Origin of the sequence: Ferrimicrobium sp., assembly GCA_022690815.1 — a bacterium.
Lineage (GTDB): Bacteria > Actinomycetota > Acidimicrobiia > Acidimicrobiales > Acidimicrobiaceae > Ferrimicrobium.
Genome location: JALCZJ010000047.1, coordinates 1 through 12,370 on the forward strand (window position 1 = coordinate 1; position 12,370 = coordinate 12,370).

The window sequence follows — 12,370 nt, forward strand, 5'->3', positions numbered from 1 at the left end:
CATTCGTTTTGCGCTCGAAGGCGTGACGGTCATCGGGTTCTGAGTCGATGCCATCGTCTCCCGGGCCGCGGAAGCGGGAAAACAGAGTGAGCCAGAGGACGGTTGCAGCGTGACCGAGACTAGCTTACGAAGCCTCCACCTTCAGGTGGGGGTAGTTCACCCCCGATTGCCGCGATGGAGCCTCGGGGTCACACTGGTATGTGGCGGTGTGGCTCGAGGACGCGGGGCGCCCGAGCTTTGCGGTGATCGACACCCGTTCGGCCTAGGGACCTATCGATCGACGCCCCAAGACGGTAACTGTCACCGATCCTGTGCTGTTTGATGGCCACGCTTGTGACGGACTTTTGCGAGGAGTGTGGGCGATGCGCGCGCTCGCAGACGTCGTGTTGCGCGATCGCCCGTTCGATCGCAGCGACCTGATGGTGGTTTCGAAGAACTCACCGTGTCTCGGAGACGTCGCAGCGTACCTGACTGGCGGTCGAGCGCGCTTTGGCACGCATCGCCTTGATGCTGCCCTTGGCGTCGGCTACATCGTAGAGCGCATCAGCACTGGCGAAACCCGGGATGTGCGCGAGGAACCTGACTCCTTTCCCGCGCTCATCGCCGCCTGGGAGGCTGCCCTCCTGGGAGATTTCGATGTGGATGCCAAGCGTGAACTGCTCGCCGTTCATGAGGCCGCCCAGTGGAATTGGGGCCGCAACACACTGTTGTCGAGCCAACCTGTTGATCACTATCGGGTGCAACAGCTCGATCGGTTTGATGCTCCTGCGCCGTTGCTGATCGCTTTGTGCACCGACACTGTCAACCGGTCGGTCCCCGAGCCTCGTGAGGTCAAGAGTCGCCTTGATCCTGATCTTGATGGCGATACCGTGGCTCACGAGGCCGCCAGCCAGTGGCAACAACGATACCTGGCGGGACCGTGAACCGGAGTGGACGAGTGAGTGGTAACCGGCCAACCGGTGGCGCCATCGAATTGACGAGGCTTTCACACAGCTTGGATAGGCTGTCGGCGTGGTGCCGATTGACCCCTCTATCATCTTTGCTCGTGGTGATGAGCTTTGGATCGTGGATCGTTACCAGCCGGTTGCGGCCGTGGCTGATCGGTCGAGACTTCGGCTTGAACGCATTGGCAATATTCTTTGTCGAAATCGTTGGTGCCGAGGCACACCGTTTGGCGCCGTGTTCGTCTCACGCGGAATTGACTCATGCATCACGGTGATCCACCCTGATGGCACCGTTCGCTGGCGACGAATTCCAGGAATACCAGATAACGTTGGTATCGATGTCGACCTCGACGATCAGCGCGTCTTTGTGATCACATCCGATCACCCGACTACGCAGTTGCTCATGTGGCGTTTTGATGACGATGCGGTTGAGAACTACTCGATAGCTGGGCGTTTAGGTTCTTTTGTCAATATTGACGAGCAGGGTGTCTATGTCGCGGTGATAACCCATCAGGAGGAAATTCGTCCAGCAACGATCTATCGTTTCGATGGCCATGGATTTGTGCCCACCGATCTCGACGTTCCTGCGAGGAGTCGATCGAATGACCGAGCATCGCCGATCAAGCTGAACAACCCTAGTTGGCCGGATCCTCTGCGATTCCGCAAGGAATATGGTGAGCAGGACGCGACGGGAGAGCCAATGGATGTTTTGGTCTATCTTCAGCAACCGACTGAGCCCCCAGCTGACCCCTATGGCCTCTTTCCAAGTATGCCAATTTGGTTGTCTCCTCGAGATGAGGTGGCTTACCGGATCGAGTTGCCCGGGAGAATGTGGGCGAGCACCACGATTGGGTCAACCGTGTATATGGTCGTCGACACTGCCCAAAATAGTCGAGTCTTTGTCCACGAGATCGGTTCGGTGAATCTCCGTGAGTTCGAGGGTCTGGGAGGGCTCGACATCAGTGGGTACATCGTTGAGCCACCGACTCCCAACGAGACCGAGGTCATGTCCCACATCGAACGGTCGCTTAGACAATTCAGGGATATGCTCGTCGGCTTTCGTGCAAGCCACGGCGCCGTGACTGGGGTGGAGTTGGTGGCCAGTGGTGTTGACGCCAAGGTAGCGGTTGAGTTCACATTCGCGCGCTACCCAGAGGAGACTTTCGTAGTGTATCATGCGCTGTTTGCCAACGATGGGACACCGGCTCAGATCCAGGCCGGATACGAGGATGTTGAATGGATGGAGATGGTCGACACCGGACGCGTGCCACCGCCCGAACGCTGTCGTCGAGATGATCGTGGTCGGATTGTTTGTGGGCGTATTCGCTCGGCGTGAGCACTACCTTCGCATTGACTGGTGCGCTGAAGGCTCTCCGTTGGTGTCGATGTCAAGCAATGGAACGTCAACATCGCGCGTGCAGGTGCCGATTGCTCGGTGTGTCCCCAGCATCCGCTTGCCTCCCGGAAACCGTGCAGAGGCGCACAACCAGCGCCAGGGGGATCATCGTTGGCGCCAGAGTCGCGTGTTTGCCTCAATGACAGAGCGACACGCTCTTGTTAGGATCGGAGTTGGCGATCGGTGCTAACAACGTCGTAGACGATGAGGAGCCCCGGCGGCGACGCTAGCGTTCAATCGATGGCGGCGACTGATCCCGATCGAGTAAAATTCCACGTCAAGGTGCGAGCAGGCCGCAAGACCGATCGAGTGTGGCGCGCAGCGGATGGCACGCTCATGGTTGATGTGAGGGCGCGACCAGTGGACGGCAGGGCAAATGCGGCCGTCATTGCTGTCATCGCCGAGGTGTGCGGCGTCGCCCCGTCGGGGGTAACTATTACCGCTGGTTTCGCCAACCCGCACAAGGTCATACAAGTCCCGGCGGGTTGTTGGGACCAACTTCGTGCGACCCTGTCAGATGGCAATCAGGGCGGAACATGACGGTTGTGCATTGGCGGGATTGGGTTGTTGATCGCGCTAGCGGACCGGACCTTTGAACCTGACCTATGACTGTCGGAGCAGGGGTCACCCGTGGTTTAGCTACTGGACTCCCCTTGTCACAGGTCGTTGCCAGCGTAGGAAAGATTGAAACTCTTGTTGATGAGCGGAAAGTCCGCCACTACGGCGCCACGAAGCGAAATCGAGACGGCTGGCCAGTTTAAAAACGATGGGTCCACGATCTTGGCTCGCACAATCTGATTACGGTTGACGACGACGCGATGGGTGAGCCTGCCTCGCCAACTCTCGAGACAGGCGATCCCCACAGCACGCCCGGCGGAGGGACGGTGTTGTGGGGATTCGCGGATCGGATCGAAGGAATTGAGGTGAGCGTAACTGAGGCGTGCGGCAAGGTCGGCGAGGTGAGCGAGTGTGGCTTGGAGCTGGGTAATTCGGATGCCGAGGCGTGCCGCGACGTCGCCGGTCGGTGGCATGCTCAGTAGCCGATGAGAGTCTCTGGTGACTGTGTCTGGGGGTGTATTGAAAGGTGTCGGGTCCGCACCGGGTGCGCCCACCTCCCCGAATGCAAGTCCGGAGGCATAGGCGACATAGCCAACACATCCGATGGACCTGGCGTCGGCTTCGCTGAGGATGCCAGTTCCCTTGAACCTGTCGATTGCCATGACGTTGCCAGTGAGAATCTGGACGATCTTGTCAACTTCTGCGGCGAGGTTTGCAAAGAAATGAGGGTCGGGTTGTGCTTGCAATGAGGCACTCCCTATGCCCAGTGCACCTCGCAACAACCGATGGCCGGTGATACGTCGGTTCTCTCGTAAGGCGTACTCACGCTGTGTGCCCATAAAGGCGTTGATGACTGAAAAGCCAACGTCGTTGGCGATGGCACCGACATCGCCGATCAGGTTGTACACACGTTCCATATCGAGGAGAAGCTGGCGTGTGAGTTGTGTCTGTTGATCAAGCTCGATCCCAATGGCGTCTTCTATCGCCTGCGCCATGGCCAACGAGTGTCCTACCGAGGTGTCTCCAGAGATCTTTTCGGCGAGCGTGATGGCGTCGTTGAAGGATCGACCCTCAAAAACACTCTCAATGCCTCGATGGACAAACCAGAGTCGTGCCTTCATGGCGATAATCGACTCACCAACGGCCGAGAAGCGAAAGTGACCCGGTTCAATAATGCCGGCGTGTACGGGACCGACTCCGATCTCGTAGATCGCGTCACCCTGCACCTCGACAAAGGGGTAATCGCTGTCGTCAACAAGCCTTCCTGGCGCTGCATTGGCGTCGTGGCGTAGTGGGTGATAGCCATCGGGCCAGTGTGCGTGCTTTACCAGGCGCGCCGGTTGTGGATGGTCGATGAGCGAGACGCCGAATTGGTCGGCTATCTCCCGTTCGAAGCGGCCGGTTGAGAAGTCAAGTCTTGCCAAGGAATCGAGGTGGGGACGGGCTCGATCAAGCGATAGCGTGAATTCAGTGAGCGATGCCGAGAGTGGATTGGCCAGCACATAGTAGACCTCAATGATGCCCTCGCTTGGTCGATCTTCGGCCCCAAGCATGGCGACTTTGGAGCCAGAGGCCAGTGCGGAGGCCAGCGCATTGGCGACTTCACCAGGTGAACAGCTCGACGTTGGAACGCTGGTGGACATGGTTGCCTATACCTTTGTAATGATCGAAGAGGCTACGGAGCTGATCACGTGGGTGGTGGGACTGCCAAGAAGTCCGACGATGACGGCGAGTGATGTAGCGATAGCAACTGGTAACGATGCGTACCTATGTACTGGGGGGAATGGCTCCGTTCGTGGTTGTGTCAGGGTGAGCGCGAGGCCGGCACGGACGAGCCCCACCGAGGCGATGAGGAGTAGTGCCACGACGAGGATTGCCCAAAGGAAGTAGCCTTGTGCTACGACTGCCGTGATGATTCCAGCTTCGCTCCAGAAGAGTCCAAAGGGAGGGATCGCCAGCAGTGCGACGAGCGCCAAGAGGAATCCGCGGGCGATGGCCGGATGAGTTCTTAACATCCCGGTAATCGCCGAGATGCGATGCTGTTGAGTCACCTCCTCCATTTGACCTGCGCTGATAAACGCTGAGCTCTTTGCGATGCCGTGGACAACGATGTGGAGCAAGAGGGCTGCGATGGCAAGTTCGCTGTTGATGGCGATTGCGATCGCGACGAGGCCCATCTGTTCCATGGAAGATTGTGCCAACATCCTCTTGAGTTCGGACTGTCCCACGATCAAGAATGCCGCGACCGCCATCGTAAGGATGCCGATGCAAAGAAGAAGGAGTCGCGCAAAGGATGGTCCGATGATCATCGAAGACAGTTCGCTGATACGCAGAACGACTGAGGCCGCCACCGAGAGCAGGACGCCGGACATCATGGCTGAGATCGGCCCTGGGGCCTGAGAGTGCGCATCTGGGAGCCACGTGTGGAACGGAACGAGCCCCGCCTTCGCGCCAAATCCTATGATACAGAGTCCAATGCCGATGCGGAAGATAGCCGGATTGAGTTCTCTGGCGTGGTGTTCAAGCACGCTGATCATCAGGGCTTGTGAGCCCCCAATCCCAGCGTTCGTGGCCCCAAAGTAGATGACGACCACGCCAAGGAGGGCGATGGACAGACCAAAGGAGCAGATGATGGCGTATTTCCAAGCGGCTTCGAGGGATTGTGGAGTCCGCTTGAAGCCCACTAAAAAGGTTGTTGTGACGGTGGTCGCTTCGACAGCGATCCAGGTAATCCCGAGGTTGTTTGAGATGGCAGCAACGATCATCGTGACCGTGAACAGATTGAACAGGTTCCAGTACAGTCGCCGCTTTTGTTCGTTGGCGGTATCGAGCGCAAGGTGCTTAGTCAGATACGGTTGACTTGCTGCTGCGGCGAGCGTCGCGACGGTGCCGATGACGATGATGAGGACGCCAGCAAGCGGATCGAGTCTCACGTTGTTCGCCATTATGGGGCCGCGATTGTGATGAACCAGTATGAGCACTCCAATGATCAAGATGCCGCCGTCTGCGGCGAGCGTAGTGATCCAGGCGATGTTGTAGTCCGTGCGTAAGTTTGAAAGACCTAGGGCGATGAGTGGGAGAAGAAGGAGGTCGTAGGTCATTATCGGTCTCCAAGTTCTGAGAGTTCATCGACGTCGGTGCCTTCGAATTTACGGACCATACGGTTTGTCAAGGCTGCCAAAATGAGGATAACGAAGACGAGGTCGAGGCTGACTCCGAGCTCGAGGACGAATGGTACCCCCAGGGTCGCCAGAAATCCAAAGGTATCGATTCCGTTGTCGATCATGAGAAAGCCGATGATCTGACCCACAGCTTGACGTCGCACCAGGAGGACTTGGATGCCAAGAAAGACCAACGCGAGTCCGATGAAGCTCGATTGAGCCAGCTGGGTGTGGGTCACGCGGGTCAGAGGCAAAAAGGCGAGATAGGCGGCGACACTGACGGCCCCTGATAGGAGGAACGAACTGGCGGTGTTTCGTGTCGTCGCCGGATCCTGCTCTTGTGGGAGCCTCTTGATCGTGCGCATGAGGAGTCCAGGAAGCAAGATGCCGCGAATTGACAGCTCGATGATGCCGGCAATCGCCAGCGCTACCGAATGTTGCTCGATGGCCAGCAACAAGGGCAAGAGGCCGAGTCCGATGCCCTGGATCCGGAGCAGCGATGTCTGACTTCTCAGGTCGCGAAACACCGCGATCAGAATCCCGGTAAGGAGGAGGAGGGCTGGGCAAAGCTGGATCAGGATCGACATGTCAGTGCCCAGCGACGAAGAACGAGATCATGATGGAGAGGAAGGCCAAGATAAACGAGCCCGAAAGGAGTTCGGGGACCCGAAGGAGTCGAATCTTGATCAATGCAGTCTCTGCTAACGCGATCAACGCCGCGAGTAGGAGAACCTTAGCGGTCAGTGCAAGGATCGCGATTGCCAGGTGGCCTGCGGTTACGCCGTGGTTGATGATCCCTAACGGGAAGAAGAGATTAGCGATGAGACCGAGCAACAGGGCGAGTCGAAGATCCGACGCCCACTCGACGATGGCGAGTCGGGGGCCCGAGTACTCCAACAACATAGCTTCGTGAATCATGGTCAATTCAAGATGCGTTGATGGGTTGTCCACGGGGAGGCGCTTTGTCTCAGCGATGACCACGACCAGGAAGGCACCAAGGGCGAGCAGATCTGCTGGTGTCAACAGACGTTGGGGGTTCAGGAGCGAGGTGCGACAGATGATATCGAGTGAGCTGGAGCGAGCGGGGATCGAGAGCGCAAAGATCGAGACCAGAAGTGTTGGTTCGACGAGCGAAGAGACGGTCAGCTCCCTGGACGCACCCATCCCCCCAAACGAGGTACCGAGGTCAAGACCGGCGAGAGCCATCGCGATGTTTCCCACAAAGAGCAGGCCGACGACGACAAAGAGATCCGATGAGGAGCTGAGCCCATCGGAGGTCGCAAGGAACGGCCCCGCTGCTCCAATTGTAAGGCTGGTCCCGAGGAGAACGTACGGGGCGAAACGAAAGATCACGCTCGCGCCGGTTGGCTCGATGGTTTCCTTCTGCCAGAGTTGTCGAAAGTGTCGGTATGGTTGCAAAAGGGAGGCGCCACGTCGACCTTGGAGACGTGCGCCGATAGTACGTATGAGGCCGATCGCGATCGGGCCAATGAACAAGAGAACGAGGAGTTGGAGGAGGATTGTCATCGTGTGACCATGAAGATGATGAGGAGGCCGATGGCTCCATAGAGGATGTAGAGCCGTATATTGCCTGGATGCGCTCGACGCACCAAGCTCGAACCTTGACCGATGATAGCCCCGACGAGGCGATGGAGGGTGGTCGCGATGATATCAGCTCGTGAACGTCGATAGACCATTGTGGTGACGATGAGGCCACTTGGATCAGCGTGATCGACATCGGTATGTTCCTGGACACGTAAGGCGTTCCCAAAGATGGTCTCGAGAGGCTGAGCAAACGACGCGCTGTTGTACTGCATGCGGATACGAGGCGCTCCACCACCGCAGTTCCAGAGGTCCGCCGAGGGGATACGCCCCTGCAAACGGATGTGCCGCTCGACGAGCAGGCCAACCACGATGGCACTACCGACGACTTCGATGAAGATGGCCAAAGGGGAGATGGCGCCCTTGAGCGGCATGAACATGATCGAAAATCCGATGTCGATGGGTCGCCCCCGGGGCACAAGATAGTCCGCAACCCGTTGATAGAGCGGTGCAACGATGCTGGGTACGGTGGCGAAGACGAGATTCGCTAGAACAAGGAGCGAGATCGCTGTCGCCCCGGCCACTCTGGCGAGAGTAGGTCTGACGGTCTCGCTCGATCCAGGGACCCGTTGTCGTGAAAGAACGCCAATACCAAATGCCTTGGTCATGGCGGCCACCTTGAGACCCACCGTGAGCGCGAGCAGAGCTACGGCGATCGGCATGACGATGCGCAGGAGGATTGGTGCACTCGTTGAGGTGTGGATGAGGGCTTGAAGAAGAAGCCACTCGCCAATAAAACCCGCACCGAGTGGCAGGCCGGTGGCACCTAAACTTGCGACCCCATACCCGGTGCTTGCGAGGCGGGCACGCCGGATCATGTTTCCCATGCGATTGAGGTCACGTGTGGATGACTGGTCAATGAGCTGCCCCGCAGAGATGAAGGCCAGCGATTTGAAGAGGGCATGCCCGATGAGGTGCAGGATTGCCCCAGCAAGCGCGATCTCGGCAACGATAACAAAATGTGTGGTGCGAAGAAGCTCGTAAGCGCCGAGCGCAGTGATGATAATGCCAAGGTTTTCACTGGTGGAGAAGGCCAGCAGGCGTTTGATGTCAGATGAGATCAACGCGTGCAAGGCTCCGTAGAGGGCACTGGCAAGGCCAATGGCGATCATAAGCACCCCCCACCAGCTCTGCTGGGGACCGGCGAGGTCGATGCGAAGCGCTCCATAGATGCCGATATTGACCATTGCAGCACTCATGAGGGCAGATACGGGTGTCGGGGCCTCGGGGTGTGCGAGTTGCAGCCACGAACTCAGCGGTAACAGGCCGGCCTTCGAGGTGAAGCCGAGCAAGCTGAGAACGAAGACTGTGTTCGAGAGAACTGCAAGATGGGAGCCGGAGCCATCGAGAAAACCGGTAGTCGAGTGGGCGTTGAGGTAGGCGGTTGATGCCAGGATGAGGGCGAAACCAACCTGGGTATAGGCGATGTAGTAGAGGCCGGCATTTCGAGTGGCTGAGTCGCGATAATTCGTTAGAACAAGGGCAGCGGAGGTGACCGCCATGATCTCCCAGAAGAACCAAAAGTCATAGTATGTGGCTGCCATGGGCACCAGGAGCATGGCAGCGACGAACACTGGCATCAAAGCGAGTGTGAACCGGGTGGTCACATGGCGTCCAAAGTACGCGATCATGTAGATAGCGGCAGCGACAGCTATTGTGGCGGTGAGTAGGTCGAAGAGAGCCGAGAGAGGGTCGATTCTCAGGTGAAGTCCGGCCAAGGGCAAGAGCCAATTGACGTTCAAAGACAGATGAGCGCCGTTGAGCGTGGCAATCGCGAGCCAACCGCCAGCGAAGGCGATACCGAGGGTGAACACCGAGGAGGCGAGGAGCCATATGCGATAGGAGGAGGCGTTCATTTGCCGCTGAGTTGACGCAGGGCCTCGATGATGGCTCGCGGATCGGGAGGACACCCCGGAACTACGACGTCGATGGGAGCGAGGTTGGTGGGTACGCCCTCGACGGCATAGCTAGCCAGGAACGGGCCGCCATCGATGGCGCAATCGCCGATAGCGATGAGTCGTTTTGGCGACGGAGTTGCTGCGATGGTCTGTTGAAACGGGCGGAGCATATTCTTTGTGACCACTCCCGTGATGAGGACGCCATCCGCATGCCGCGGTGATGGGGTCATTGAGATGCCAAACTGCTCAAGATCGTAGATTGGTGAAAAGCAGGCCCCAATCTCGATTTCACAGCCGTTGCACGAGCCTGCATCAAGATGACGCAAATGCACAGAACCGGAGCGAAAGGCCAATGCGGGTTGGCCCTTGGTTGGTACGAGAGGCAGAGTCGAGCGCTTGGAGATCTCGGTGACGCGGCCGGTACGCAGAATGCGGGTGAAGAGGTCCTTGATCATCGCTTAACCGAGAGGGTCGCGAGACACGGTGGTGGGTAGCGGGGCGGACCCCTGTAGGTCCACCAGGAGATCGCGGCGTTTGGCGAGTACGTCGATCAGGATGTGTCGCGCCACGGCGAGGAGCTCGATGAGCTCACCAAAGGCTAGCTGGTAGATCACGTATTTTTCGTCTCGATGTGCGATAATCAGTCCGGTGCGCTTGAGCACATTGAGCTGTTGAGACAGGTGTGGAGCGTTCACGCCAATTTGAGCGTTCAGTTCACCGACACTGAGGGGACCGTTTGCAAGGAGCTCGAGAATTCGAACCCGCACGGGATGTCCCATCGACTTAAAGAACTCTGCCTTAAGCTCATACAGGGGGGTCGCGCGATTCGGTGACGAGGTTGCCATAGATCCCTCCTTTCGCACGCCAGCATAGCGATAGGGATCGCAAATACAATCATGAATTGCAGAATTGCAAAAAAAAGCAACAATACAATATCAAGTGCAAGCTTGAGTCGTAACATGAGACTTGACCATTCTGGTATCGTTGCTGTGATGTCGTTCGACCATCCGTCTCCGGCCTGGGCCAGCTGAGATCCCCTGAGAAGAAGACCGTGCCACGAACAACTGGAGGTGTCGATCCCCTGCTGTTAGGTCGATGTCTGGCGACGGACGTGCTGGGTGTGGTGCCTGCTGATGGGAGGTGGGGTGGTCGTGTAGACTTACGGGGTGACCAAGGCCGTCAAGACTCGTCGCGCTCGGTACGCAAACAGCGAACGATGGCTCATGCTACGTCGCCATTTTCGTGACACACAACAGCACCGTACAACCGACCAGTCGCTGGTCATTGGCTGCGCTGGTGATTGATGGGAGTGTGAGCGTGGCGTCAGCGAGTCACAACCATCATGGAGCATCGCTTACGGCCGCTGGTCGTAGTCGGGGTCGATTGCTTCTGGTGCTCGGAGTCTCACTTGTTATCATGATCGTCGAGATTATTGGCGGCGAGTTCGCCCACTCGTTAGCGCTCTTCGCTGACGCCGGACATGTCGCGACCGACGTGGCTGGCATAGGACTCTCGTTGCTCGGGATATGGTTCGCCGGTCGGCCATCGAATGATGCGAGGACCTTTGGACTCCAGCGTGCCGAAATCTTCGCTGCGGTGATCAACGCTGTGCTGCTGTTTGGAGTTGGTATCTTCATCATCGTGCAGTCGATTGCACGGTTGATCCATCCAGAGGTAACCTCCCCGGCGATCATGGCCATCTTTGGAGTGGTCGCACTGATAGGCAATGGGGTGAACTTGGTGATTCTCGGGTCCGGAGAGGGTGAGAGTCTCAATGTTCGTGGTGCGTTTCTTGAGGCGCTTTCCGATCTGCTTGGAGCGGTTGCTGTGGTGGTCGCCGCAACAATAATCGCAATCACGAGTTTTGAACGTGCTGACGCGATTGCGTCGCTGGTCATTGGGGTGCTGATCTTACCGAGAACCATGAAGCTGTTGCGCGAAACGGTGGACGTCCTGCTTGAGGCTACACCACGAGGTATCGATATGGGGGCGGTTCGCGATCACATCGGCGCTATCCCTGGTGTGGTCGCCGTCCATGATCTCCATGTTTGGACGATTACGAGCGGAGTCCCGGTGCTGTCGGCCCATGTGGTGGTCGAGGACGCCGTCTTTGACGGTGCGGGTGCCGCGCGTGTCCTTGACGGGCTCAGCGATTGCCTCGCCGGTCATTTTGATGTAGAGCACTGCACGTTTCAACTCGAGCCGGCGAGGCATCGTAAGCACGAACACCTTTCCCATCCATGATGGACCTCCATGATGGTCTGCGTGTAAGGTTGTTGAGGAGAGGGCGAGTTGTTTGCACTCCGCGAGGCTTTGCTCGAGGAGCCGACCGAAGGATCTTCCAACAACCAATTGGCTGGATGAATTCTGCTCGCCTTGTGGCCCAGTGGGATGGCCAGCCACAGCTCTGGAGCCATTGTACAACGCATGGCGAACCTGGTAGGCGTGTCGGTGGTGAGTAGTTTTCTAGGAAAGCTCGTGTCGTGACCCCTCGGCCTCTTTGCTGATGCTTGGATTCTCGTATGGTGGGAACGATGGCCTGATCTTGGCTTCGATTGCGAGTAACAGATAGTATCATGCAGTTACAGCTGGTCTCACCTACATTGCGTTGGGCGATGAGGTTCAGTTGACTGGCGAGCTACTCCAACCTCCGTGAGTGTTAGGCTTTCTGCATATCCAGCTGGGTACTACACCGCCAGATGTTTGTCACAGCTAGAGCACCTCTTGAGGGTATGAGTGGAATCGGTCGGCCCAAGGGTTTGAGTTTTTAGGAGTTCTCCTGTCAGTTTGGAACCGAGGAGAAGTGTGGTG

Annotated in this window: 11 protein-coding genes; 4 read left to right on the plus strand and 7 right to left on the minus strand. The window is 57.7% G+C overall.

The window, feature by feature from the left end:
- The first annotated feature begins 362 nt into the window (after positions 1-362).
- From MP439_10620 to MP439_10630, 3 genes are all read left to right on the plus strand, one after another.
- Positions 363-923: a formylmethanofuran dehydrogenase subunit E family protein gene (locus MP439_10620; GenBank protein MCI2976507.1), complete on the plus strand. Its 561-nt coding sequence runs from the start codon at positions 363-365 to the stop codon at positions 921-923.
- Positions 924-1,011: 88 nt separating this feature from the next.
- Positions 1,012-2,280, plus strand: a complete 1,269-nt coding sequence (locus MP439_10625; GenBank protein ID MCI2976508.1) for a hypothetical protein — start codon at positions 1,012-1,014, stop codon at positions 2,278-2,280.
- Between the two features lie 300 nt (positions 2,281-2,580).
- Entirely contained in the window at positions 2,581-2,880 is a 300-nt protein-coding gene (locus MP439_10630; protein ID MCI2976509.1) for a DUF167 domain-containing protein, read from the plus strand.
- A 116-nt stretch (positions 2,881-2,996) separates the two neighbouring features.
- On the opposite strand, the gene MP439_10635 is transcribed toward MP439_10630, so the two are convergent.
- From MP439_10635 to MP439_10665, 7 genes are read right to left on the minus strand one after another with little or no spacing between them, the layout of a single operon-like run.
- Positions 2,997-4,541: an NADH-quinone oxidoreductase subunit C gene (locus MP439_10635; GenBank protein ID MCI2976510.1), complete on the minus strand. Its 1,545-nt coding sequence runs from the start codon at positions 4,539-4,541 to the stop codon at positions 2,997-2,999.
- A 6-nt stretch (positions 4,542-4,547) separates the two neighbouring features.
- Positions 4,548-5,999, minus strand: a complete 1,452-nt coding sequence (locus MP439_10640) for a hypothetical protein (protein MCI2976511.1) — start codon at positions 5,997-5,999, stop codon at positions 4,548-4,550.
- Positions 5,999-6,646 (minus strand): hypothetical protein, encoded by a 648-nt coding sequence (locus MP439_10645; GenBank protein MCI2976512.1) that lies wholly within the window; start codon positions 6,644-6,646, stop codon positions 5,999-6,001. The genes MP439_10640 and MP439_10645 overlap by 1 nt, the downstream gene beginning before the upstream one ends.
- A gap of 1 nt (position 6,647) precedes the next feature.
- Entirely contained in the window at positions 6,648-7,586 is a 939-nt protein-coding gene (locus MP439_10650; GenBank protein ID MCI2976513.1) for an NADH-quinone oxidoreductase subunit H, read from the minus strand.
- On the minus strand, positions 7,583-9,517 hold the full coding sequence (locus MP439_10655; GenBank protein ID MCI2976514.1) for a hypothetical protein: 1,935 nt from the start codon (positions 9,515-9,517) through the stop codon (positions 7,583-7,585). The genes MP439_10650 and MP439_10655 overlap by 4 nt, the downstream gene beginning before the upstream one ends.
- Positions 9,514-10,014 carry a hypothetical protein gene (locus MP439_10660; GenBank protein MCI2976515.1) on the minus strand — a complete coding sequence of 167 codons (501 nt, stop codon included), beginning with the start codon at positions 10,012-10,014 and terminating at the stop codon, positions 9,514-9,516. The genes MP439_10655 and MP439_10660 overlap by 4 nt, the downstream gene beginning before the upstream one ends.
- Before the next feature lie 3 nt (positions 10,015-10,017).
- Entirely contained in the window at positions 10,018-10,404 is a 387-nt protein-coding gene (locus MP439_10665) for a metalloregulator ArsR/SmtB family transcription factor (GenBank protein ID MCI2976516.1), read from the minus strand.
- A gap of 472 nt (positions 10,405-10,876) precedes the next feature.
- On the opposite strand from MP439_10665, the gene MP439_10670 reads away from it, so the two are divergent.
- On the plus strand, positions 10,877-11,803 hold the full coding sequence (locus MP439_10670) for a cation diffusion facilitator family transporter (protein ID MCI2976517.1): 927 nt from the start codon (positions 10,877-10,879) through the stop codon (positions 11,801-11,803).
- Positions 11,804-12,370 lie beyond the last annotated feature (567 nt).

Excerpts from the sequence above, each read along its gene's own strand:
- MP439_10620 (MCI2976507.1), top strand. The coding sequence starts at position 363 with ATGCGCGCGCTCGCAGACGTCGTGTTGCGCGATCGCCCGTTCGATCGC.
- MP439_10630 (MCI2976509.1), top strand. The coding sequence starts at position 2,581 with ATGGCGGCGACTGATCCCGATCGAGTAAAATTCCACGTCAAGGTGCGA.
- MP439_10635 (MCI2976510.1), bottom strand. The coding sequence starts at position 4,541 with ATGTCCACCAGCGTTCCAACGTCGAGCTGTTCACCTGGTGAAGTCGCC.
- MP439_10640 (MCI2976511.1), bottom strand. The coding sequence starts at position 5,999 with ATGACCTACGACCTCCTTCTTCTCCCACTCATCGCCCTAGGTCTTTCA.
- MP439_10645 (MCI2976512.1), bottom strand. The coding sequence starts at position 6,646 with ATGTCGATCCTGATCCAGCTTTGCCCAGCCCTCCTCCTCCTTACCGGG.
- MP439_10650 (MCI2976513.1), bottom strand. The coding sequence starts at position 7,586 with ATGACAATCCTCCTCCAACTCCTCGTTCTCTTGTTCATTGGCCCGATC.
- MP439_10655 (MCI2976514.1), bottom strand. The coding sequence starts at position 9,517 with ATGAACGCCTCCTCCTATCGCATATGGCTCCTCGCCTCCTCGGTGTTC.
- MP439_10660 (MCI2976515.1), bottom strand. The coding sequence starts at position 10,014 with ATGATCAAGGACCTCTTCACCCGCATTCTGCGTACCGGCCGCGTCACC.
- MP439_10665 (MCI2976516.1), bottom strand. The coding sequence starts at position 10,404 with ATGGCAACCTCGTCACCGAATCGCGCGACCCCCCTGTATGAGCTTAAG.